Raw genomic sequence first — 22367 nt, forward strand, 5'->3', positions numbered from 1 at the left:
GCGCAGGGGGGCCAGTTCCGGCCCGGCCTTCGTCATGAGCGACTTCGCACATGACAGGAGGATCAATGCCCAAGTATCTGTTTTTGCTGAGTGCTGCCGCGTGCGCTTCGTCTGCCGCGGCGCAGATTCCCGATACCGGGATCACCGTCACCGCGACCGGTACCCGCAGCGAGGTGGAGGTGTCCGGCCAGCCGGTCACTGTCATCGGGGAGGCGGAGATCGACGCGGTCCAGGGGGCCGACATCGCCCGGGTCCTGCGCCGCGCGCCGGGCGTGACCATCACCCGCAACGGCCCGCCGGGCGCCTTCACCGGCGTGCGCGTGCGCGGCGCGGCGGCCGAGCAGCTGCTGGTGCTGGTCGACGGGGTCCGGGTCGCCGATCCGGCGGCGCCGGGCGGCGGGTTCGACTTTGGCAACCTGGCGGCGGGCGAGGTCGAGAAGCTTGACCTGCTGCGCGGCTCCAATTCCACCATCTGGGGATCGGATGCGATCGGCGGGGTGCTGCTCGTCACGACCCGCAACCGCCGCGGATTGACCGCCAGTGGCGAATACGGCGCGGACGACAGCAGCTATCTCACCGCCAGCGGCGGCGTGGGGAGCGACGCATTCTTCCTCGGCGGATCGGCCGGGTGGCAGCGGACCCATGGCTTCTCGGCAGCGGCATCGGGCAGCGAGGCCGACGGGTCCGAGCAATGGTCCGGCAACCTGCGCGCCCGCGCCTACCTCTCGCCCGCGCTGGAACTGTTCGCGCTGGGGCGATATGTCGAAGGCGATCTCGATCTCGACGGGTATCTGGCGCCCAGCTTCACCTTCGCCGATACGGACGAGCGCCAGCACACCCGGCAATACACCGGCGCGGGAGGCGCGATCTACGACAGCGGGCCGCTGTACCTGCGCGGGGCTTACTCGTTCGCCGACACCGAGCGCGCGACATTCGACACGCAGGACAGCACCGCTCCCAACTACACCACCGATGGCCATTCGCAGCGGGTGGACCTGCGCGGGGAGTGGCGCCCGATCGGCCCGCTGATCGTGAACTTCGGCGGGGAGAGTGAATGGACCCGCTTCGCCACCTCGTTCGACGCGGCGGAGCGGACCAGCATCTGGGGCGCTTACGCGCAAGCCGGGATCGAGTTCGGCAAGCTCGCCGCCCACGCCGGGCTGCGCCACGACCGCCACGCGCGGTTCGGCGGCGAGACCAGCGTGGGAGCCGACGCCAGCTACGAAGTCGCGCCCGACCTGCGGGTGCGCGCATCGTATGGCGAAGGGTTCAAGGCGCCGACGCTGTTCCAGCTGCTGAGCGACTACGGCAACGCCGCGCTCCAGCCCGAACGCAGCCGCAGTTTCGATGTGGGCCTCGCCTGGCGGACCCGCGCCGCGCCCACTTGGGGTGCGGTGACGCTGTACCGGCGCGACAGTAGCGACCTGATCGACTTCGTTTCCTGCTTCGGCGTGAGCGGCGGCATCTGCACCGATCGCCCGTTCGGCACGTACGACAACGTCAGCCGCGCCCGCGCCCAAGGGTTCGAGGTCGAGGTCGGTCTTGCGCCCAGCGAGCGGCTGCGGACCAGCGTCGCGTACAGCTATCTCGATGCGGAGGACCGCGCGACCGGCAACCGGCTCGCGCGCCGTCCGCGCCACGCGCTGACCGCCACTGCCGACTGGAGCGCGCCGTTCGGCGTCGTGCTGGGCGGCGACGTGCGGCTGGTGGGTGACAGCTTCGACGACGCGGGTAACTTCACCGCGATCGACGGGTATGTGCTGACCGACGTGCGCGCTAGTGTCCCGCTCGGCGACACGTTCGAGCTGTTCGGCCGGGTCGAGAACCTGTTCGATGCGCGTTACACCGAAGTCGCCGGATACGGCACGCGCGGGCGGGCGGCGTTCGTGGGGGCGCGGGTTCGGCTGTGAAGGTCGCGCTGGTCGCGCTGGCGCTGCTGGCGGGGTGCGCCGCCCCGCCAGCGTCCCCGCCGCCAGCTGCCACTCCGCGGGCGCACCCGACGATCGTCAGCCTCAACCCGTGCACCGACGCGATCCTCGCCGAAGTCGCAGACCCGGCGCAGATCCTGGCGGTAAGCCACTACAGCCACGATCCGCGCGGCACCTCGATGGACCTCGCCAAGGCGCGGCGGTTCCGCGCAACCGGCGGGACCGTGGAGGAAGTGCTGGCGCTGAACCCGGACATGGTCGTCGGCACCACCTTCATGGACCCGGCGACACGCGGCGCACTGGCCGACCTCGACCTGCGGGTCGAGACGGTCGGGATCGCCTCGACCGTGGCCGACAGCCTTACGCAGGTTCGCCAACTGGCCGCGCTGGCCGGGCATCCCGAACGGGGCGAGGCGCTGGTCGCGCGGATCGAGGCGGCCCTGGCAGACGCCCGGCCGTCCGGCGCGCCAGTGCCCGCGATCCTGTGGCAGCCAGGCGGCATCGTGCCGGGCGACGGCGCGTTGGTGAGCGAACTGATGCGCCGCACCGGCTTTGCCAACCACGCCGCGGCGCGCGGACTGGGGCAAGCCGATTACCTGTCGCTCGAGCGCTTGCTGAGCGATCCGCCGCGCGTGCTGCTGGTAGCGGGCAGCGAGCGCGGTCAGCACCACCCCGCGCTCCGGCACGTGCCGCACTTGCAGCGCGCCGCATTCGATCCGGCGCTGCTCTATTGCGGCGGTCCGACGATCATCCGGGCGGCGGGACGACTGGCTCAGATCAGGGACGGGCTGTCGTGACGCGCGCTGTCGTCATCCTCCTCGCCCTGATCGCGCTGGCCTTCCCGCTGTCGCTGCTGGCCGGGCGGGTGTGGGTCGATCCGTGGAGCACGCCCAACGCGGCCGCGATCCTGGCCGAACTGCGCCTGCCGCGTAGTCTTCTGGCGCTGATCATCGGGGCCGGGCTGGGGGCAAGCGGCGCCGCCATGCAGGGATACTTGCGCAACCCGCTCGCCGATCCGGGGCTGTTCGGGATCGCGCCGGGTGCGGCGCTGGGGGCGGTCGCCAGCCTGTGGTTCGGGTTCGCCGCCGCGCCCTACTTGCTGCCGGTCTTCGCGCTGGCGGGAGCAGCCGGCGCGATGGCGCTGCTGTCGCTGATCGCGGGGCGCACCCTCAGCGGGACAGGGGGCATCGCCCTGTTCACGCTGGCGGGCATGATGATCGCCAGCCTGGCGGGCGCGCTGACCAGCTTTGCCATCAGCCTTGCGCCCAATGCCTTTGCGATGAGCGAGATCGTCACCTGGCTGATGGGCGCGCTGACCGACCGGTCGTGGCGCGAGGTGTGGATTGCCCTCCCGCTGACCCTCGCGGGGATCGGCTGCCTGGCGATGGCCGCGCGCGATCTCGATGCGCTGGTGCTGGGAGACGGCGCGGCGCGCAGCCTGGGCATGGAGACGCGCCGGATGCAGGGCTGGCTGATCGCGGGCGTGGGCCTGACGGTGGGCAGCGGGGTCGCGGTCGCCGGGATCGTCGGCTTCGTGGGGCTGATCGTCCCGCACCTCGTCCGCCCGTTGACCGACCGCCGGCCATCGTCGGTGATGCTGCCGAGCGCGCTCGCCGGCGCGCTGCTGGTGCTGGTGGCGGACTGCGTGTGCCGGGTGCTGCCGCTGGTGACGGAGCTGCGGCTCGGCATCGCGCTCAGCCTGGTGGGCGCGCCGTTCTTCCTGTGGTTGCTGCTGCGGATGCGCCTGGGCCGGCCAGGGGGGCTGGCATGATCCTGCGCGCGAACGATGTCTCGCTGGAAGGCCGACTCAATTCCCTATCTCTGGCGCTGGAGCCGGGGCGGATCACCGCGATCTGCGGCCCCAACGGCGCGGGCAAGTCGAGCCTGCTGCAGTGCCTTGCAGGATTGCTCCGCCCCGACACCGGATCGGTGACGCTGGACGGTGCCGAGTTGCAGGGGGTGCATCCGCGCGAACGGGCGAAAGCGATCGGTTACCTGCCGCAGGACGGCGAAGTGGCCTGGGACGTGGCCGTACGCACCCTGGTCGCGCTGGGGCGCCTGCCGCACCGCGACCGGGGCACCGCGCAAGTGGACGGCGCTCTCGCCGCGCTGGACCTGATCGCGCTGGCGGATCGTCCGGTGTCGCGCCTGTCGGGCGGCGAGAAGGCGCGGGTGCTGCTGGCGCGTGTGCTGGCGGGGGCGCCGCGCTGGATCCTGGCCGACGAACCGCTCGCCGCGCTCGATCTCGCACATCAACTCAGCCTGCTGGCGCACCTTCGGCGCGCGGCCGATGCCGGCGTTGGCGTGGTGCTGGTGCTGCACGACCTGGCGCTGGCGATGAACCATGCGGACCGCGTGTTGGTGCTGGACCGCGGTACGAAAGCGGCCGACGGCGCTCCCGAAGAAGCGCTGTCGGCCGCGATCATCCAGCAAGTCTGGGGCGTTCCCGCGCGCTGGCTGGGAGAGCCCGGCGCGCGGGCACTGGTGGCGGGACGCCCTCCCGCTTAGCCGGTCTCGTCACCGCTGCTCGGGATCGTGCTCGTTCCCGAGCCAGTGCCGCCGGTCAGGCCGAGCGCCTCGAGCATCGGCTGCACGTTGGGTTCGCGCCCGGTGAACGCCCGGTACATCTCGAAGTAGTCCTGCGTCCCGCCCTGGCTCAGCACCGTGCGGCGGAAGTGATCGCCGTTCTGCCGGGTCAGGCCGCCGTTCTCCATGAACCACTTGCGGCTGTCGCGGTCGAGCATCTGGGTCCACAAGTACGAATAGTACCCCGCCGAATAGCCCGCCGGATCGGAGAAGATGTGCCGGAAGTAGCTCGTACGGTACCGGGGCGGCACCAGGTCCACCGCCAGGCCGAGTTCGCTGAGCGCGTTGTTCTCGAACGTGTTCACCGCCGCCGGGGTGTTGATCGCCGCCGCCTGCGCGGGGGTGAGAGCGTGCCACTTCATGTCGAGCAGCGCGGCTTCCACCACTTCGCCAAACTGGTAGCCCTGGTCGTACTTCGACGCCGCTTCCATCTTGGCGATCAGTTCCTGCGGGATCGGGGCGCCGGTCTGGTAATGCTTGGCGTAGTTGGCCAGCACTTCGGGGTGGCTGGCCCACATCTCGTGGACCTGGCTCGGGTACTCGACAAAGTCGCGCGCGGTCGCGGTGCCCGACAGGCTTTCGTATTTCTGGTTGGCGAAGAACCCGTGCAGCGCGTGGCCGAATTCGTGGAACGTCGTCTCCACCCAGTCGAAGCTGATGAGCTGCGGCTGGCCTTCGGGCGCCTTGGGGATGTTGAGCACGTTGTAGATCACCGGCTTGGTGCCGTTGAGCTTGGACTGCTCGACGAAGTTGCTCATCCACGCGCCGCCGCGCTTGTTGTCGCGCTGGAACGGGTCGAAGTAGAAGATGCCCAGCTGGCTGCCGTCGGCTTCGAACACGTCGTACACCCACACGTCGGGGTTGTAGACGGGCAGGTCGGTCCGCTGCTTGAAGCTGAGGCCGTAGAGCCGGTTCGACATGAAGAACACGCCGTCTTCCAGCACGCGGCGCAATTCGAAATACGGCTTCACCGCGTCTTCGTCGATCGCGTACTTCTTGGCCTTGAGCTTGTCGGCGTACATCGCCCAGTCCCACGGCTTGACGGTGAAGTTCTGGCCGCTGGCCTTGATCTCCGCATTCAGCGCGGCGGCGTCGCGCCGCTGGGTCGCCTCGAGCGCGGGGACCATCTGCTGCATGAAATCGAGCGCGGTCTTGGGGTTCTTCGCCATGCGATCGTACATCTGGTACGTCGCCCAATCGGGCGCGCCGAACAGCGCGGCCTTCTGCGCGCGGAGCTGGACGATCTCGGCCACCAGCGCGCGGGTGTCGTTCTCGCCGCCCGTCTCGGCGCGGTTCCAGCTCGCGTTGAACAGCGCTTCGCGGGTAGCGCGATCGGTCAGCGTCGCGAGCGCTGGCTGCTGGGTGGTGTTCTGCAGGGTGATGACCTGCGCACCCGGCGCCCCGCGCTCGGTCGCCGCCTTCTTCGCGGCCGCGATGTCGGCATCGGACAGGCCGGCGAGCTTGGCTTCCTCGGTGATGACGAGCGCTGCGTCCTTGGTCGCCTGGGTCAGCCGCTGGCCGAACGTGGTGGTCGCGGCCGACAGACGGGTGTTGATGTCCTTGACCTGTTCCTTTTGCGCCGCGGTCAGCTGCGCGCCGGCGTGGACCATGCCTTCATACGTGTCTTCGAGCAGCTTGGCGTCCTCGGTGTCGAGGTTCAGCGCAGCGCGCCCGTCATACACCGCCTTGACCCGCTGGAAGAGCGCAGGGTTCAGGCTAATCGCATCGTAATGCTGGGTCAGCTTGGGGCTGATCTCGGCGTCGATCGCGTCCAGCGTGTCGTTGGTGTTGGCCCCGGTCAACGTGCCGAACACCCGGCCTACCCGGCCCAGCATCGCGCCCGATTGCTCCAGCGCGACGATCGTGTTTTCAAACGTGGGCGCGGCGCGGTTGTTCACGATCGCCTGGATCTCGGCATCGTGGATCGCCATCGCCTGTTCGTAAGCCGTACGGAAGTCGCCGTCGGAAATCTTGCTGAAGTCAGGCGCGCGCAGCGGCAGCGTGCTGTCGGCGGCAAAGTAACCGGTCGCCTGCGGCAGGGCGACGGCGGGGCCGTCCATCGTGGTATTCTGCATCGTGCTGCATCCTGCGAGCAGCGAGCCGACAGCCGCTGCGACGAAAAGCCTGGTCATCTTCAAGTGAAATTCTCCCTGGGAACACGCAGGCCCGCGCGCGGCGGGTTGCGCTGTCAGCAACTACGCTTGAGCCGCGGATTGGTTGCCGCTGCAACCACTATGGCCGCAACGGATATTGCACAACCGGCTCGTAGTGCGATCCCCCGGTGCCAAGGGTGCTCTCGACCAGTTGGAACGCGTCCACCGGCCATTCGGGCGCGCGGAACGGTCCCGCCTGCGCCAGCCACGCGCCGGTCGGCCCGGCGGCGCCGCTCAGCCGGGCGAGCGTGACGTGGGCGGCGAACTTGCGTCCTTCGGGTGGCAGCCCGGCGCGCTGGCAGGCGCGTTCGACTTTCGCTTGCAGCGCGGCAAGATCGGGCGAGGGGGCGACCCCCGCCCATAGCGTGTGCGGCCGGCCCTTGCGCGCGAATTGCCCCGTTCCGCTCAGCTTCAGCGCGAACGGGGCGGCGCGCACCCGGCCCAGCTCGGCGGCGAGGTCTTCCGCGTCAGGCGGCGGTATATCGCCCACGAAACGCAGGGTCAGGTGCAACTGGTCGTCGCTCTGCCACCGCGCGCCCTCCACGCCGCCCATTGCATCGAGCAGCGCGTCGCGCACGGGTTCGGGCGGCCGCAGGGCGACGAACAGACGAGGCATGGCGCAGCTCCAGTCGGCGGCCGCGGTGGGTGCCCGCGGCCGCTGCGACCGTCTTTACCAGATCCGCGCGCGCTGTTCAGGCGGGATGTAGTTCTTGTCGCCCGGCTTCACGTCGAACGCCGCGTACCATGCATCCACGTTGCGCAGCGGGCCGATGGTGCGGAACCGTTCTGGGCTGTGCGGATCGGTGGTGACCTGGCTGCGCAGATCGTCCTCGCGCGCCTTGGACCGCCACACCTGCGCATAGGCGAGGAAAAACCGCTGGTCGCCAGTCAGCCCGTCGATCACCGGCGCTTCCTTGCCGCCCAATGACTTGTGGTAGGCATCGTAGGCCACGAGCACGCCGGCGAGATCGGCGATGTTCTCGCCCATCGTCAGTTCCGGGTTCACGAACGCGCCCGGTACGGCTTCGTATTTCGCGTACTGATCGCCGAACACCTTGGCCTCTTTCTCGAACCGCGCGGAGTCCTGCGGAGTCCACCAGTCGCGCACCGCGCCGTTGGCATCGATCTTGCGGCCCTGGTCATCGAACCCGTGGCTGATCTCGTGACCGATCACGACGCCGATCGCGCCATAGTTGACCGCCGGATCGGCATAAGGATCGAAGAAGGGCGGCTGCAGGATTCCGGCCGGAAATACCATCTTGTTCTCCAGCCCGCCGTTGTAGGCGTTCACCGTCTGCGGGTTCATGACCCACTTCTTCTTGTCGACCGGCTTGCCGAGATCGCTCATCGCATAGTCGGCGTTGAACTTGGTCGCGTTGCGGACGTTGTCGTACAGGCTGGTGGGCGACACCTGCAGCCCGTCGAAATTGCGGAATTCGTCGGGATTGCCGACCATGACCTGCATCTTCTCCAGCTTCTCCAGCGCGGCATCCTTGGTGGCGGCGCCCATCCAGTCGTTGCCGCGAATACGGTCCGCCATCGCCAGCTTCAGGTTCCGGACCAGCTCCTCCATCCGGGTCTTGGCAACCGCGGGGAAGTATTCGGCCACGTACGCCTCACCCACCAGCTCGCCCAGCGAGGTATTGACGTTGGTGATCGCCCGCTTCCACCGCGGCTGCTGTTCGCTGACACCCGACAGCGTGCTGGTGAAGGCAAAGCGGCTGTCGACCATGCGCTTGTTCAGATAGGGCGAGGCCTGGTGCGCGACGTGGAACTGCTCCCACAGCTTCAGCGTGTCGAGATCGGTGCTGGCGTACAGCTCTGCCAGCGCCTTGATCGCGGTGTTCTCGTTGACGATGATCCGGTCCTGCGGCGGAATGCCCGCGCCCTGGAAATACGCGTTCCAGTCGATCCCCGGTGCGTATGCGGCCAGCTGCGCGCTCGACATGGGGTTGTTGATCTTGCCGATGTCGCGCCGGTCGGCGATCGGCCACGAAAGCTGCGCCACATACGTCTCGAACGCCAGCACCTCCTGTGCCGAGACGGCGGGGTTGGCCACGCCGATGGCGCGGAAGGTCCGCTCGATATAGTCCTGGTAGGCAGCGCGCTGCTTGGCGAACTGCGGGTTGAAGTAATAATCGCGCTCCGGCAGTCCCAGCCCGCTCTGGCCGAACCACAGCACGTTCATTTCGGGATTGCCGGTGTCGGCATAGGGCCCGCCGCCGAACAGGGTGGTCCCGAACTTGTCGTAGGTTGAGCCCATGAAGCGGGCGAATTCCGTCTTGTCGCCGATGGCGCGGACGCGGGCGATGTCCTGCATCAACGGGGCGACACCGGCGCGCTCCACCGCGGCCTCGTCCAGAAACGTGCGGTAGAGCATCCCGTACTTGGTCTGCGCGGCGGATTGCGCGGTGACGAGATCGCGCACCTGTTCCTGCGAGCGTTCGCCCAGGTCGACGAACGATCCGGTGGAAGCCCGGTCCGCCGGGATATCGGTCCGGTCGATCCACGCGCCGCTCGCGTAGCGTTCGAAATCGTCGCCCGGCCTGGCGCTGAGATCGCGCGTGGTGAGGTCGAGCCCGTAATCGCCGATCGCCGCCTGTCCGGTGACGACGATCTGTTCGTTGTCATCAGCGCTGGTGTTCTGCGCCAGCGCCGGCGCGGCGGCGAGCGACAGGCCGAGCGCCGTGGCGGCGGCTAGCATGGATTTGAAGCTGGTCATGTGATCGCGGTCCCCCTGGGTATCGACAGGTGCTTGGCGCCGCGCACGCGGCCGCGCAAGTGGTTGGTGGTGAAACCGGTTCGGCGGCCCGGGCGAGGGCTGGTCGACCAACGGGCCAGCCCAACCGACGAACGCGGGCGCTCATGCTGCCGCCCGTGCCGGCGGCGCCAGACGTTGCATTCCGGACCCCGACCCCCACATCGCACGTTCGGCGGGGGAGGGCGTCCCGCGCATCTCTTGACACTCGCGAACGAAACCGGAACACGCTACTCCTATGTCTCTCACTCAGATCAGCGTGCGTGGCGCCCGCGAGCATAATCTCAAGGGCATCGACATCGATCTGCCGCGCGATGCGCTGATCGTTATCACCGGGTTGTCCGGCTCCGGCAAGTCGAGCCTGGCGTTCGACACGATCTATGCCGAAGGGCAGCGGCGCTATGTCGAGAGCTTGAGCGCCTACGCGCGCCAGTTCCTCGAGATGATGCAGAAGCCCGATGTCGAGCATATCGACGGTCTCAGCCCCGCGATCTCGATCGAGCAGAAGACCACGTCGCGCAACCCGCGCTCGACCGTGGCGACAGTGACCGAGATCTACGATTACATGCGCCTGCTGTGGGCGCGGGTCGGGGTGCCATATTCGCCCGCCACCGGTTTGCCGATCGAGGCGCAGACGGTGTCCAACATGGTCGACCGGGTGATGACCCTACCCGAAGGGACGCGCGCCTACTTGCTCGCGCCCGTGGTGCGCGGCCGCAAGGGAGAATACCGCAAGGAACTGCTCGAGTGGCAGAAGGCCGGCTTCACCCGCGTGCGCATCGACGGCGAGATGTACGAGATCGGCGAGGCGCCGGCGCTCGACAAGAAGTTCAAGCACGACATCGAGGTGGTGGTCGATCGTCTCGCGGTGCGCGAGGGGATCGAGACCCGGCTGGCCGACAGCTTCGAACAGGCGCTGAAGCTGGCCGAAGGGCTGGTCTATTTCGACCTGGCGGACGGCGTGGTCCCGGGGCGCGAGGCCGAGGGCGAGGCGGGCGGCGCGATGAAGGGGGCGGGGCTCCCCGCCAACCGGATCGTGTTCTCCGAAAAGTTCGCCTGCCCGGTGTCCGGCTTCACCATCGAGGAGGTCGAGCCGCGGCTGTTCTCGTTCAACGCTCCGCAGGGCGCGTGCCCGGCGTGCGATGGCCTGGGCGAAAAGCTGCTGTTCGACCCGCAGCTGGTGGTGCCGAACGAGCACCTTAGCCTGAAGCAGGGCGCGGTGGTGCCGTGGGCCAAGTCCAACCCGCCGAGCCCGTACTACATGCAGGTGCTGAGTAGCCTGGCAAAGGAGTTCGGCTTCGACCTCACCACCCCGTGGGAGGCGCTGGGCGAGGACAACCAGACCGTCATCCTCCACGGCACCAAGGGCAAGGCCGTGCCGCTCACCTTCAAGGACGGGCGCAAGGAATACACCGTGCGCAAGGCGTTCGAGGGGGTGATCGGCAACCTCAACCGCCGGATGCTGCAGACCGAAAGCGCGTGGATGCGCGAGGAGCTGGGCAAGTACCAGACCGCGCAGGCGTGCGAGACCTGCCTCGGCAAGCGGCTCAATGACAAGGCTCTGAGCGTCAAGATCGCCGGGACCGACATCGCCACCCCCACGCAGATGAGCGTGACGATGGCCAAGGACTGGTTCCTCGCCCTGCCGGACCAGCTGACCGACACGCAGAACCAGATCGCCCGCGCGATCCTGAAGGAGATCAACGAGCGGCTGGGCTTCCTCGACAACGTCGGGCTCGACTACCTCAACCTCGATCGCACCAGCGGCACGCTGTCGGGCGGGGAGAGCCAGCGCATCCGCTTGGCGTCCCAGATCGGCAGCGGGCTGTCGGGCGTGCTCTACGTGCTCGACGAACCCTCGATCGGCCTCCACCAGAAGGACAACGACCGCCTGCTGCTGACGTTGAAGCGGCTGCGCGATCTCGGCAACACGGTGATCGTGGTCGAGCATGACGAGGATGCGATCCGCACCGCCGACCATGTGGTCGATCTCGGCCCCGGCGCGGGCGTCCACGGCGGCGAGATCGTCGCGCAGGGCACCCTGAAGCAGGTGCTCAAGGCCAAGAACAGCCTCACCGCCGACTACCTCACCGGCCGCCGCCAGATCGCGATCCCGGCCCGGCGCCGCCCCGGCAACGGCCAGCACATCACCGTTCATGGCGCGCGGGCGAACAACCTGCGCAACGTCACCGCCAGCATCCCATTGGGCACGTTCACCTGCATCACCGGCGTCAGCGGTTCGGGCAAGTCGAGCTTCACCATCGACACGCTCTACGCCGCCGCCGCGCGCACGCTGAACGGCGCGCGGGTGATCGCGGGCGCGCACGACCAGGTGACGGGGTTCGAATACTGCGACAAGGTGATCGAGATCGACCAGTCGCCGATCGGCCGCACCCCGCGCTCCAACCCGGCGACCTATACCGGCGCCTTCACCCAGATCCGCGACTGGTTTGCAGGGTTACCCGAAAGCGCCGCGCGCGGGTACAAGGCGGGGCGGTTCAGCTTCAACGTCAAGGGCGGCCGGTGCGAGGCGTGCCAGGGCGACGGGCTGATCAAGATCGAGATGCACTTCCTGCCCGACGTCTATGTCACGTGCGAGGAATGCCACGGCAAGCGCTACAATCGCGAAACGCTTGAGGTGAAGTTCAAGGGCCTGTCCATCGCCGACGTTCTCGACATGACGATCGAGGACGCGGAGGAGTTTTTTAAGGCCGTCCCCCCGATCCGCGACAAGATGCACATGCTGAACGAAGTCGGCCTTGGCTACGTCAAGGTCGGCCAGCAGGCGACCACGCTTTCCGGAGGCGAGGCGCAGCGGGTCAAGCTCGCCAAGGAACTCAGCCGCCGCTCCACCGGGCAGACGCTCTACATCCTCGACGAGCCGACCACCGGCCTGCACTTCGAAGACGTGCGCAAACTACTCGAAGTGCTCCAGCGCCTGGTCGACCAGGGCAACAGCGTGGTGGTGATCGAACACAACCTCGACGTGATCAAGACCGCCGACTGGGTGCTCGACCTCGGCCCCGAAGGCGGCGTGCGCGGCGGGGAGATCGTGGCGCAGGGGACGCCCGAGCAGGTCGCGGCCGAGCCGCGCAGTTATACCGGCGGGTACTTGAAGCCAATGCTGGCGAAGCAGGCGGCCTTGAAGCAGCCGGCGGCTAAGCGGAAGGCGCGGCAGAAGGTGGCGGCGGAGTAGCGGCGCTAACAATCGAGGCGCTCTGTTGCAATGCTTCGGCTTCAACAAGGACGCTGCAAACCTCGACAACACCTAAGTGGGCTGTCAGAATTTCCGTAGTTTTCCCCGTTATCCACATGAGTCGGAAACAGTGGACTGATGCAAGCAGGGTTCGCCTCAAAGCTGTATCAATGGATCGAATCGCTAAAGCGTTTGAGTTCGCACGGGAACAAGCAGAGTGAGGAAAATTCGGCCGCAATCATGGACGTAATTGATCTAACCCGAGATTCGGACGAGAGATATGAGTTTCATCTCCCCGTCGACCACGAGCGGACGACCATGGAAGAGGAGTTCTTGGAGGATCTCTCTCGAACGTCTGCATTCCGCAGGCTTTCTGACATTCGATTTCTTGGCGCGCTTGACTATTATCTTATATCATCGCCAAATCAACACCCTCAGAATTCGCGATATACTCGAGCCCAGCATAGTTGGGGCGTCGCCCTGTTGGCTCAAAGATATTTGCAGGGTAAATCCTTTACCCCGCACGACCGGATGGTTTGCATCGCTGCCGCGATGTTACACGACATAGGTCACTCAGCTTTCTCTCACACCCTCGAGCCAGCCTTCGTCGAGCTCTTCGGAATTAATCATCATGCAGTTTCCGAGGAAATAATTCGCGGTTCAGATCGCCAATTCGAGGACGTGCGCGCTACTTTAACGACATACGGCCTCGACCCCGAGGAAGTCATAGCTGTCCTCAACGGAGATGATGAAAAATACGACCGGTATTTCTCTGGCCCTATAAACTTCGACACCATAGAAGGTATACTGCGCTCGAGGCAATATGTAAAAATGGAAACCCTCGGGCTGAGTCCGTGGAGGGTGCTCAAAGCGTCGAAAGACAGAAGTGCCAGAGCCGACCAAGAAACTGTTGATAGTTTCTGGAATTTGAAGGGAGAGATTTATAATCTTGTAATTAGGTCCTCCTTCGGTGCCTTCCTTGATCAGCTATTTCTAGAGATATTTAAGAGAGAGCAGGACCGAATTTCGCCGAATGACTTCTACCTTTCGGAAGCGCAGATGTTCAAGAAATTTCCTGGGTTGCGGAAGGCATTTGATCCGTCTTTCATTGAGCAGTTTAGCCGAGAAGCCTTCTCGGGTTATCTCTCCGTTACGGTCCGCCATTTTCACGTAGATCAGTCGCAGGACTTTTTTACCCGTTGCGACGCCCTCCGGTATAAGCATACAAAGGAGCTTCGCAACGTCCAGATCCCCCGCTTTAGTGGGGGTGATTTGGGCGAGGCCTAGGGGGATACATGAACTCGATAGAACGGGCGCGCATCTTTTCCGAAGAGAAGATACAGGAACTACGAGCTAAGCTGGCAGCGGAGATCGGACCTGGGGCTAACGTGGTCACCTGCGGATCATTCGCTCGCCGCGACGCTTCGCGCGCCTCTGATCTAGATTACTTCTGCGTATTTCCGGGCGAGGAAAAAGGTCGGACGAGTAACCCGGCAATCCGTGACATTGTGATGGATGTCATTGGAAAAGCGCCCTCAGAGGGCGGCGCCTTCGCGAAGGACGTCACCGAACGTCAACTCCTGACGAACATTGGGGGATGGGATGACGATAATGAAAACATTACTCGGCGCATCTTATATTTGCTCGAAGGCGAATACCTTACTGATCGTAAGGAGTTTGAGGCGATTCGTGCAAACCTAATTGAGCAGTATGTGGGAAACACGCCAAACGATCATCAGATCGCATTTTATTTGTTGAACGACATAGTGCGATATTGGAGAACAATGGCAGTAGACTACGCTCATAAGACCTCCCAACTTGGCCCTAGTAAACCGTGGGGAGTGCGAAACCTTAAACTGGTTTATTCGCGCAAGCTGATCTATGCGAGTGGTATCTTCTCCGTTGCCCTTACCGCGGATCGATCTGAAGTACAGAAGTGCGAAATCCTCCAGACCCTGTTTGCTATGACGCCAATTGAACGGCTTCAATATGTCTGTGGTATAACCGCAACGACGCGTCTATTCGAAATCTATGCATTCTTTTTGGACAAGATTGAAGACAAGAATTTCCGATCACGGATTGACTCGTTGAAACCCGAGGACAAGCACACTGACGAGGAATTTAGGTCTCTTAAGAATGAGGGGCACTATTTCTCGCGGGAACTGATGGCTCTTTTACAGAGTACATTTCACGCATCGCATCCAATTCACATGTCACTCATTTTCTAAGGCGCCAGTATTTTCTCCGATGGTCGCCGCCGCACAGTCCGCTCTGCCTGGAGCGCGGGTTAGGGGAGAGACGGGCTTCGACCTGCCCAATCAGCCCTCCTGCCCATCACCCTCCCGATTCCCCACAAACCCCCGCATCCCCGCGAACGCCGGCAGCCAGTCCTCCCGCCGCACGGTCCAGCTTTCGTAGGTCGGGGTGAAGCGGCTCGGTTCGTCGAGGGTGCCGAGGTGGACTTCGATCTCTTCGTCCCAGCGGGCGAAGACCGATCCGCCGCAGGTGGGGCAGAAGTGGCGGTTCTTCCAGTGGCGGGGCTCGCCGCTCGCCTCGATCCGCACCGCGCCGCATGGGCATCCGCCGGTCACCTGGTCCATCCGCTCTCCTCCTTGCGCCGGGCGCCTCGCGCAAACCGCTGTCCTACAGCCCCCCGCATGCCATAGATGGTCCGATTCGCATGGCCTTTCGCGTGAAGGCGCCTCAACCTTGAAGGATGCGGATCGATGACCCCTGCCTCTCTGCCCGCCGTGATCGACCAGCCGGGCGCCGCGCCGCCGCCGGTCCAGCGGAGCTTCCCCCGGCCGCTGCAGACCGCCTTCCTTGCGGCGCTGGCGGACAGCGGCAGCGTGCGCGCGGCGGCGCGCGGGGTGGGGGTGTGCTATCGCACCGCCTATCGCGCGCGGCGCAGCGATCCTGCGTTCCGGCGGTTGTGGGATGGCGCGCTGCTCGCCGCGCGGCCGCAGGCGGAAGAGGTGCTCGCCACCCGCGCGATCGACGGGGTGGAGGAAGAGGTGTGGTACCACGGCGAGGTTGTCGCCACCCGCCGCCGCTATGACGCGCGGCTGCTGCTCGCGCACCTCGGCCGGCTCGACAAGCTGGCGGACGATGCCGATGCGGCGGCCCTGGCAGGCGACTTCGACGACGCGCTGGACCGCTTCGCCAGCGGCGAACCGCCGGCGCGCGGGGAGGGGGCAGGTTCCTCGCCAGAACAGTGTGACACGTGTGACACTTCGGGCGACGCGGAGGCCGCTCCGCCCCCGGCTCCGCCCGCCGCGCCGCCGTCCGGCCCGGAGCGGCAATGGTGCGAGCATACCGGCACGATGCTGCCGCGGGTCGATCGCCTGCTCAACGCGATGGACGCCGCCCGTCCCGCCGATGCGCGCCTGCCTGGCGAGATCTACGGCTATCCCTCGGGCGCGGTGGAGGCCGAGCAGATGGCCGCGTTCGAGGCGCAGGTGGCGCGGTGGTGGCTGGTGGTCCCCCCGGGCGAGGACGACGACCCGGCGGAGTGGACCTTCACCGAGGATCTGACCCCCTGGGAGCCGCTGGCCGGGGCCGGGTGACCCGCCCGGCGGCCTAGCGCCCGAACTTGCGCTGGGTCTTGCCGTAGCGGGTCTTGCGGGTGCCGGGCTTGCCTTCGTTGCTGCGGCCCACCACCGGCGCGGTCGGCTGCGTGCCATCGGGCAGGCCCAGCTCGTCCGCCTCCAGCCGGCGAATCTCGTCGCGCAGGCGGCCGGCGGTCTCGAACTCCAGGTCGGCGGCGGCGGCGCGCATCCGCTTCTCGAGGTCCTGGATGTAGGCGCGCAGGTTGTGCCCGACGAGGTTGTTGCGCTCGTCATCGCCGGTGCCGATGACCACGCTGTCCTGGCTCGCCGTGTGGGCGACGATGTCCTGGATGTCGCGGCGGATGGTGGTGGGGGTGATGCCGTGTTCGGCGTTGTATTCCTGCTGCCGGGCGCGGCGGCGGTCGGTCTCCGCCATCGCCCGCTCCATGCTGCCGGTGATCCGGTCGGCATAGAGGATGACCTTGCTGTCCACGTTGCGCGCCGCGCGGCCGATGGTCTGGATCAGGGAGGTTTCGGAGCGGAGGAACCCCTCCTTGTCGGCGTCGAGGATGCAGACCAGCCCGCACTCGGGAATGTCGAGCCCTTCGCGCAGCAGGTTGATGCCGATGAGGACGTCGTACACGCCCAGGCGCAGGTCGCGGATCAGCTCGATCCGTTCAAGGGTTTCGACGTCGGAGTGCATGTAGCGGACGCGGACGCCCTGTTCGTGCATGAACTCGGTCAGGTCCTCCGCCATCCGCTTGGTCAGGGTTGTGACCAGGGTGCGGAAGCCCTGCTTGGCGGTCGCCTTGCACTCGGCGATGCAGTCCTGGACCTGGTCCTCGATCGGGCGGATCTCGACCGGGGGATCGATCAGTCCGGTGGGGCGGATGACCTGTTCGGCGAACACGCCGCCGGTCTGCTCCATCTCCCAGTTGCCGGGAGTGGCGCTGACCGCGAGCGTCTGCGGGCGCATCGCGTCCCATTCGTTGAAGCGCAACGGGCGGTTGTCGATGCAGCTGGGCAGGCGGAAGCCGTATTCGGCCAGCGTCAGCTTGCGGCGGTGGTCGCCCTTGGCCATCGCGCCGATCTGGGGAACGGTCTGGTGGCTTTCGTCGACGAACAGCAGGGCGTTGTCGGGCAGGTATTCGAACAGCGTCGGCGGCGGCTCGCCGGGCAGGCGGCCGGTGAGGAAGCGGCTGTAGTTCTCGATCCCGGCGCAACTGCCGGTGGCGGCGATCATCTCGAGGTCGAAGTTGGTCCGCTGCTCCAGCCGCTGCGCTTCCAGCAGGCGGCCCTCGGCGTGGAGCTCCTTCAGGCGCTCCTCCAACTCGAATTTGATGGCGGCGCTGGCCTGCTTCATCGTCGGGCCGGGTGTGACGTAGTGCGAGTTGGCGTAGACCCGCACGCTGGAGAGGCTGGCGCCCTTGGTGCCGGTGAGGGGATCGAACTCGCTGATCTCCTCGATCTCGTCACCGAAGAAGCTGACCCGCCAGGCCATGTCCTCGTAGTGCGAGGGGAAGATCTCCAGGCTGTCGCCCCGCACGCGGAAGTTGCCGCGCTGGAAGGCGGCATCGTTGCGCTTGTACTGGAGGGCGACGAGCTTGCGGATGATCTCGCGCTGGTCCACGCTCGCGCCCTTCTTGAGATCGAAGATCATCGCCGAGTACGTCTCGACCGATCCGATGCCGTAGAGGCACGAGACCGAGGCAACTATGATCACGTCATCGCGCTCCAGCAGGGCGCGGGTGGCCGAGTGGCGCATCCGGTCGATCGCCTCGTTCACCGAGCTTTCCTTCTCGATGTAAGTGTCCGACCGGGGCACGTAAGCTTCGGGCTGGTAGTAGTCGTAGTAGCTGACGAAATACTCGACCGCGTTGTTGGGAAAGAAGCTCTTGAACTCGCCATAGAGCTGCGCGGCGAGGATCTTGTTCGGCGCGAGGATCAGGGCGGGGCGCTGCAGCTCTTCGATGACCTTGGCCATCGTGAAGGTCTTGCCCGACCCGGTCACGCCCAGCAAAACCTGGGTCTGGTCGCCGTCCCGCGCCGAGGCGGTCAGCTCCGCGATCGCGGTCGGCTGATCGCCGGCGGGTTGATACTCACTGATCAACTCGAACCGCCGGCCGCCCATCGACTTCTCGGGCCGGGCGGGCTTGTGCGGTACGAATTTGTCGGAGGTGTCGGGCTCCTCGAGCCCGCGGCGGATGACGAGTTCGGCCATGCCGGACGATATGGGGAACGAAACGGGCACGGGCAAGTGATTGCGATTTCCGGCTTCCTGCCGCAGTCTCGCGATGAATCCCGCCGTTCTCTGGAGCCCTTGATGAAGACGCATTCTCTCGTTGCCGCCGCCTGCCTGGCGTTCGGGGTTGCCGGCTGCGGGAACGAGGCGGACGAACCACCGCAGCCGAAGAGCGCCGCCGCGGTGCTGTCGGAGGCTGGCAAGCTGGAGAAGCCGGAGCCGGGACAGTACCAGACCACGGTCAAACTGCTGGAATTCTCCGTACCCGGACTTCCGCAGAGTTAGGCCGAAAAGCTGAAATCGATGATGGGCAGCAATATCGGCGATCAGAGCTCGACCTACTGCCTGACCGCCCAAGATGCGGACAAGGGTTTTGAGGACATGATCCGTAAGTTGAGCGAGGGGCAGGGCGGCCTCACCTGCGAATTCGCCCGCTTCGATGTCAACGGCGGCAAGATCGATGCGGACATGACCTGCAAGGGTGCACAGGGCATGCAGTCGGCGATCACTCTGGAGGGCACCGCCACCGCGCAGAGCACCTCGATGCGAATGGCCATGACCCAGTCGGCGGCCATGTTGCCGGGCGGTGAGGTGAAGATGGATCTGCAGCTGGATTCCCGCCGCATCGGGGAGTGTTCCCCACTCGATGAAACTCGCGCGGACCGCCAGCGTTGATCGACCGAGAAGCGAAAGGATGCGGCGCGTGGCCTCACGGTTCGATTACCAGATGCTGGGGGGGCAGATCGCGGGCGCGCGGGGCGCCTTGCGGCATCGCATCGCGCTCGCGCGGGAAGATTGTCCCGAAGGCGTCGGCGGACCGCCGCTGAGGCGGTTGGTGGGGGAACTCGAATGGTTGGTGGAACCGGCCCGCCGGGCGTTTCGCCGTTATGAACCGGCGGCCGCGCGTCGTCCGCGCACGGTCATGCTGCTACCCGGGTTTGCCACGCATCCGGTGCGCATGCGCTACATGGCGCGGCGGCTGGAGGCGGCGGGGCACCGAGTGAAGCGCTGGGGCCTGGGCTTCAACTGGGGTCCGACCGAAGGCAACATCGCCTCACTCGAAACGCGCCTCGAAGATCTTGCGGCGCGCCATGGAGAGCCCGTCGCGCTGGTCGGCTGGAGCCTTGGCGGGCTGTTCGCGCGCGAACTCGCAAAGCGGCGTCCCGGCGAGGTTGCCAAGGTGGTGACGATGGGCTCCCCGTTTTCGTGGAGCCCGCGAGCGAACAACGTCTGGCGGGCGTACCATCTGGTCACCGGCCACCGGGTCGAGGAACCGCCGGTTGCGGTGGAGCTATCTGCCAAGCCGCCGGTGGAGACGGTCGCGCTGTGGAGCCCGCGCGATGGCATCGTCCATCCGCGCGCGGCCTGCGGTGCGCCGGGCGAACGTGACCGGGCGGTGGCGGTGCGCTGCACGCACATGGGCTTTGCCTATGATCCGCGCGCCATCGATGCCGTGCTCCGCGAACTCGACCGGTAAGCGCCTCGATGTCGAAATACTTGCTGCGCTTGCGCCGCGCTGCGTTAATGACGCGCTGCAACAAGTCACCCGGAGGCAGATGAACGGCGCGGACGCACCTTTCGACGAGATGCGCGAACCCACGGGAGAGGTGCGACCGGCGTATGCCGCATATGGCCGGTGGCTCGACGAGCAGAATCCCGGCTGGCTGAAGCGCAAGCACCTCGAAGCTGAAGGCGTGTTCCGCCGCACCGGGATCACGTTCAATGTCTATGGCGAGGATGCGGCGGAAGAGCGCCTGATCCCGTTCGACATGGTACCGCGCATCGTATCCGCGAGCGAATGGCGCCGGCTGAGCCGCGGCATCGAGCAACGCGTCCGCGCGCTCAATGCCTTCATCCACGATCTCTATCACCGGCAGGAGATCATCCGGGCCGGGCGCGTCCCGGAGCGGCTGTTCCGCGACAACGCGGCATGGCTGCCCAACATGGTCGGGTTCACCCCTCCGGGCGGGGTGTACACCCACATCGTGGGGATCGACCTGGTGCGCACCGGGCCGGACGACTTCTTCGTGCTGGAAGACAACGCCCGGACCCCCAGCGGCGTGTCGTACATGCTGGAGAACCGCGAAACGATGATGGCGATGTTCCCTGACCTTTTCACCCGCGTCGGGGTGGAAACGGTCAGCGACTATCCCACGCGGCTCGCCCGCAGCCTCGCGGCGTGCGCGCCGCCGGCCACCTCGGGCAAGCCGGTGGTCGCGGTGCTGACACCGGGAATCTACAATTCGGCTTACTACGAGCACGCGTTCCTCGCCGATCAGATGGGCGCCGAACTGGTGGAAGGCAGCGACCTGCGCGTGGTGGGCGGCCGGGTCGCGATGCGCACGACCGGCGGATACCAGCCGATCGACGTGCTCTATCGCCGGGTCGACGACGAATATCTCGACGCGCTGACCTTCAATCCCGACAGCGTGCTGGGCGTGCCGGGCATCATGGACGTCTATCGCGCCGGGGGGATCACCATCGCCAACGCGCCGGGCACCGGGGTGGCGGACGACAAGGCGGTGTATTCGTTCATGCAGGAGATCGTCGAGTTCTACACCGGCGAGAAGCCGCTGTTGCCCAATGTCGAGACTTTCCGCTGCGCCGATCCGGACAGCTTGAAATATGTGCTCGATAACCTCGCCGAACTCGTGGTGAAGGAAGTTCACGGGTCCGGCGGCTACGGCATGCTGGTGGGCCCGGCGGCGAGCCGGCGCGAACTCGCGGCCTTCCGGCGCAAGCTGATCGCGCGACCGGAGAACTACATCGCGCAGCCAACGCTGGCGCTGTCCACCTGCCCGGTGTTCACTCGCAAGGGACTGGCACCGCGCCACGTCGACCTCAGGCCGTATGTGCTGGTCTCGCCCAACACGATCGACATCACGCCGGGCGGGCTCACCCGCGTGGCGCTGAAGCCGGGCAGCCTCGTCGTCAATTCCTCGCAGGGCGGAGGAACGAAGGACACCTGGGTGCTGAAGGACTGATATGCGAGCCTCCGTCCCATGCTAGGCCGTACCGCGCACCGGCTGTTCTGGATGTTCCGCTATCTCGAGCGGGCGGAGAACACCGCCCGCCTGCTGGATGCGGGCCTGCGCATGGCCCTGACGCGCGACCTGATCTCGGCAGAGGAGGAATGGCGCTCGGTCATCCACGCCGCGGGCCACAGCAGTGCCTATGGCAAGAAGCACGGCACCTACACGGGCATTCAGGTGTGGAATTACATCCTGCGCGACAAGGACAATGCAGGCAGCGTGCTGGCAATGATGCGTGAAGTGCGCACCAACGCGCGCGGTGTCCGCAATGCCATCAGCGGGGAACTGTGGGGCGTGGTCAACGAAAGCTGGATGGCGCTGGACGACAAGCTGTCGCGGCCGGTCACCCAGGGGAACGTGGGCGAGATCATCTCCATGGTCCGCCGGACCGGGACCCTGGCGCATGGTGCGATGGCCAATTCGATGCTGCGCGATGCGGGCTACGACTTCGCGCGCGCAGGCACGCTGGTGGAACGGGCGGATAACACCGCGCGCATCCTCGACATGAAATATTACCTGCTGCTGCCGTCACTCAGCTACGTCGGCACCACGGTGGACAGTGGGCAGTGGGATCAGATCCTGCGCTCGGTCGCGGGGGACCGGGCCTATCGCTGGCTTAACGCGGGGCAGACCGATCCGCGCGGCATCGTGCAGTTTCTGGTGCTCGACGAACGGTTTCCGCGCAGCTTGGCCTACAGCCACTCCCAACTGCGTGAGAACCTCGCGTCTCTGGCGCGGATTCACGGCGGGGAGGGGCAGAGCAACGTCCTGATCGAACGCTCGGCGGGAGAGCTGGCGAGGCTGCGGATCGGCGAAGTGTTCGAGACCGGCCTGCACGAATTCCTGGGTGAATTCGAACGGTGCAATGCCGCAATTGCCCGGACCATCGCTGAAGATTACCGGTTCCTGGCCTAGGGAGGGAAT

The 22367-nt window shown here is 66.1% G+C and carries 18 protein-coding genes; 13 read left to right on the forward strand and 5 right to left on the reverse strand.

The window, feature by feature from the left end; translation table 11 throughout:
• Positions 1-65 precede the first annotated feature (65 nt).
• Genes C0V74_RS00390 through C0V74_RS00405 form a run of 4 tightly spaced genes read left to right on the forward strand, consistent with a single transcriptional unit; the run spans position 66 to position 4436 of the window.
• Complete coding sequence (locus C0V74_RS00390) at positions 66-1910, forward strand: TonB-dependent receptor (RefSeq protein WP_143250176.1); 1845 nt, start codon at positions 66-68, stop codon at positions 1908-1910.
• The gene (locus tag C0V74_RS00395; RefSeq protein ID WP_168194116.1) at positions 1907-2725 is read left to right on the forward strand and encodes an ABC transporter substrate-binding protein; all 819 of its coding nucleotides are present in this window, start codon (positions 1907-1909) and stop codon (positions 2723-2725) included. Before C0V74_RS00390 ends, C0V74_RS00395 begins: the two co-directional genes overlap by 4 nt.
• A complete protein-coding gene (locus tag C0V74_RS00400; RefSeq protein WP_143250177.1) occupies positions 2722-3699 on the forward strand; it encodes an iron ABC transporter permease in 978 nt (325 codons plus the stop codon). Before C0V74_RS00395 ends, C0V74_RS00400 begins: the two co-directional genes overlap by 4 nt.
• Entirely contained in the window at positions 3696-4436 is a 741-nt protein-coding gene (locus tag C0V74_RS00405) for an ABC transporter ATP-binding protein (protein WP_143250178.1), read from the forward strand. The genes C0V74_RS00400 and C0V74_RS00405 overlap by 4 nt, the downstream gene beginning before the upstream one ends.
• On the opposite strand, the gene C0V74_RS00410 is transcribed toward C0V74_RS00405, so the two are convergent.
• The 3 genes from C0V74_RS00410 to C0V74_RS00420 form a co-directional block, all read right to left on the reverse strand.
• Positions 4433-6646, reverse strand: coding sequence for a M3 family metallopeptidase (locus tag C0V74_RS00410; RefSeq protein ID WP_210413423.1), 2214 nt, complete (start codon positions 6644-6646; stop codon positions 4433-4435). The two genes, C0V74_RS00405 and C0V74_RS00410, sit on opposite strands and share 4 nt — an antisense overlap.
• 100 nt (positions 6647-6746) lie before the next feature.
• Positions 6747-7283, reverse strand: a complete 537-nt coding sequence (gene thpR, locus C0V74_RS00415) for an RNA 2',3'-cyclic phosphodiesterase (RefSeq protein WP_143250179.1) — start codon at positions 7281-7283, stop codon at positions 6747-6749.
• Between the two features lie 54 nt (positions 7284-7337).
• On the reverse strand, positions 7338-9389 hold the full coding sequence (locus C0V74_RS00420) for a M13 family metallopeptidase (protein WP_143250180.1): 2052 nt from the start codon (positions 9387-9389) through the stop codon (positions 7338-7340).
• A gap of 274 nt (positions 9390-9663) precedes the next feature.
• Between C0V74_RS00420 and uvrA the strand changes: the two genes are divergently transcribed.
• The 3 genes from uvrA to C0V74_RS00435 all read left to right on the forward strand — a co-directional run bounded on the left by uvrA (position 9664) and on the right by C0V74_RS00435 (position 14849).
• Positions 9664-12621, forward strand: coding sequence for an excinuclease ABC subunit UvrA (gene uvrA, locus C0V74_RS00425; RefSeq protein ID WP_143250181.1), 2958 nt, complete (start codon positions 9664-9666; stop codon positions 12619-12621).
• A 138-nt stretch (positions 12622-12759) separates the two neighbouring features.
• Entirely contained in the window at positions 12760-13908 is a 1149-nt protein-coding gene (locus tag C0V74_RS00430; RefSeq protein WP_143250182.1) for an HD domain-containing protein, read from the forward strand.
• An 8-nt stretch (positions 13909-13916) separates the two neighbouring features.
• The gene (locus C0V74_RS00435; protein ID WP_143250183.1) at positions 13917-14849 is read left to right on the forward strand and encodes a nucleotidyltransferase domain-containing protein; all 933 of its coding nucleotides are present in this window, start codon (positions 13917-13919) and stop codon (positions 14847-14849) included.
• A gap of 90 nt (positions 14850-14939) precedes the next feature.
• Here the strand turns inward: C0V74_RS00435 and C0V74_RS00440 are convergent, their stop codons facing one another.
• Positions 14940-15221, reverse strand: coding sequence for a GFA family protein (locus C0V74_RS00440; RefSeq protein WP_143250184.1), 282 nt, complete (start codon positions 15219-15221; stop codon positions 14940-14942).
• A gap of 126 nt (positions 15222-15347) precedes the next feature.
• Here C0V74_RS00440 and C0V74_RS00445 point away from each other — a divergent pair, with 126 nt between their 5' ends.
• Positions 15348-16187, forward strand: a complete 840-nt coding sequence (locus tag C0V74_RS00445) for a hypothetical protein (protein ID WP_143250185.1) — start codon at positions 15348-15350, stop codon at positions 16185-16187.
• 13 nt (positions 16188-16200) lie between these two features.
• On the opposite strand, the gene uvrB is transcribed toward C0V74_RS00445, so the two are convergent.
• The gene (gene uvrB / locus C0V74_RS00450) at positions 16201-18390 is read right to left on the reverse strand and encodes an excinuclease ABC subunit UvrB (RefSeq protein ID WP_143250186.1); all 2190 of its coding nucleotides are present in this window, start codon (positions 18388-18390) and stop codon (positions 16201-16203) included.
• Positions 18391-18492: 102 nt separating this feature from the next.
• On the opposite strand from uvrB, the gene C0V74_RS00455 reads away from it, so the two are divergent.
• The 5 genes from C0V74_RS00455 to C0V74_RS00475 all read left to right on the forward strand — a co-directional run bounded on the left by C0V74_RS00455 (position 18493) and on the right by C0V74_RS00475 (position 22358).
• Positions 18493-18696: a DUF3617 family protein gene (locus tag C0V74_RS00455; RefSeq protein WP_143250187.1), complete on the forward strand. Its 204-nt coding sequence runs from the start codon at positions 18493-18495 to the stop codon at positions 18694-18696.
• A gap of 21 nt (positions 18697-18717) precedes the next feature.
• Entirely contained in the window at positions 18718-19086 is a 369-nt protein-coding gene (locus C0V74_RS00460; RefSeq protein WP_168194117.1) for a DUF3617 family protein, read from the forward strand.
• A 52-nt stretch (positions 19087-19138) separates the two neighbouring features.
• Complete coding sequence (locus tag C0V74_RS00465; protein ID WP_143252102.1) at positions 19139-19888, forward strand: alpha/beta fold hydrolase; 750 nt, start codon at positions 19139-19141, stop codon at positions 19886-19888.
• 79 nt (positions 19889-19967) lie between these two features.
• Positions 19968-21395 (forward strand): circularly permuted type 2 ATP-grasp protein, encoded by a 1428-nt coding sequence (locus C0V74_RS00470; RefSeq protein WP_143250189.1) that lies wholly within the window; start codon positions 19968-19970, stop codon positions 21393-21395.
• Between the two features lie 18 nt (positions 21396-21413).
• On the forward strand, positions 21414-22358 hold the full coding sequence (locus C0V74_RS00475) for an alpha-E domain-containing protein (RefSeq protein WP_131623597.1): 945 nt from the start codon (positions 21414-21416) through the stop codon (positions 22356-22358).
• Positions 22359-22367 lie beyond the last annotated feature (9 nt).

It is taken from the genome of Altererythrobacter sp. TH136 (genome assembly GCF_007065885.1).
GTDB lineage: Bacteria > Pseudomonadota > Alphaproteobacteria > Sphingomonadales > Sphingomonadaceae > Tsuneonella.

Excerpts from the sequence above, each read along its gene's own strand:
- C0V74_RS00390 (WP_143250176.1), top strand. The coding sequence starts at position 66 with ATGCCCAAGTATCTGTTTTTGCTGAGTGCTGCCGCGTGCGCTTCGTCT.
- C0V74_RS00405 (WP_143250178.1), top strand. The coding sequence starts at position 3,696 with ATGATCCTGCGCGCGAACGATGTCTCGCTGGAAGGCCGACTCAATTCC.
- C0V74_RS00410 (WP_210413423.1), bottom strand. The coding sequence starts at position 6,646 with ATGACCAGGCTTTTCGTCGCAGCGGCTGTCGGCTCGCTGCTCGCAGGA.
- thpR (WP_143250179.1), bottom strand. The coding sequence starts at position 7,283 with ATGCCTCGTCTGTTCGTCGCCCTGCGGCCGCCCGAACCCGTGCGCGAC.
- C0V74_RS00420 (WP_143250180.1), bottom strand. The coding sequence starts at position 9,389 with ATGACCAGCTTCAAATCCATGCTAGCCGCCGCCACGGCGCTCGGCCTG.
- uvrA (WP_143250181.1), top strand. The coding sequence starts at position 9,664 with ATGTCTCTCACTCAGATCAGCGTGCGTGGCGCCCGCGAGCATAATCTC.
- C0V74_RS00430 (WP_143250182.1), top strand. The coding sequence starts at position 12,760 with ATGCAAGCAGGGTTCGCCTCAAAGCTGTATCAATGGATCGAATCGCTA.
- C0V74_RS00435 (WP_143250183.1), top strand. The coding sequence starts at position 13,917 with ATGAACTCGATAGAACGGGCGCGCATCTTTTCCGAAGAGAAGATACAG.
- C0V74_RS00440 (WP_143250184.1), bottom strand. The coding sequence starts at position 15,221 with ATGGACCAGGTGACCGGCGGATGCCCATGCGGCGCGGTGCGGATCGAG.
- C0V74_RS00445 (WP_143250185.1), top strand. The coding sequence starts at position 15,348 with ATGACCCCTGCCTCTCTGCCCGCCGTGATCGACCAGCCGGGCGCCGCG.
- uvrB (WP_143250186.1), bottom strand. The coding sequence starts at position 18,390 with ATGGCCGAACTCGTCATCCGCCGCGGGCTCGAGGAGCCCGACACCTCC.
- C0V74_RS00455 (WP_143250187.1), top strand. The coding sequence starts at position 18,493 with ATGAAGACGCATTCTCTCGTTGCCGCCGCCTGCCTGGCGTTCGGGGTT.
- C0V74_RS00460 (WP_168194117.1), top strand. The coding sequence starts at position 18,718 with ATGGGCAGCAATATCGGCGATCAGAGCTCGACCTACTGCCTGACCGCC.
- C0V74_RS00465 (WP_143252102.1), top strand. The coding sequence starts at position 19,139 with ATGCTGGGGGGGCAGATCGCGGGCGCGCGGGGCGCCTTGCGGCATCGC.
- C0V74_RS00470 (WP_143250189.1), top strand. The coding sequence starts at position 19,968 with ATGAACGGCGCGGACGCACCTTTCGACGAGATGCGCGAACCCACGGGA.
- C0V74_RS00475 (WP_131623597.1), top strand. The coding sequence starts at position 21,414 with ATGCTAGGCCGTACCGCGCACCGGCTGTTCTGGATGTTCCGCTATCTC.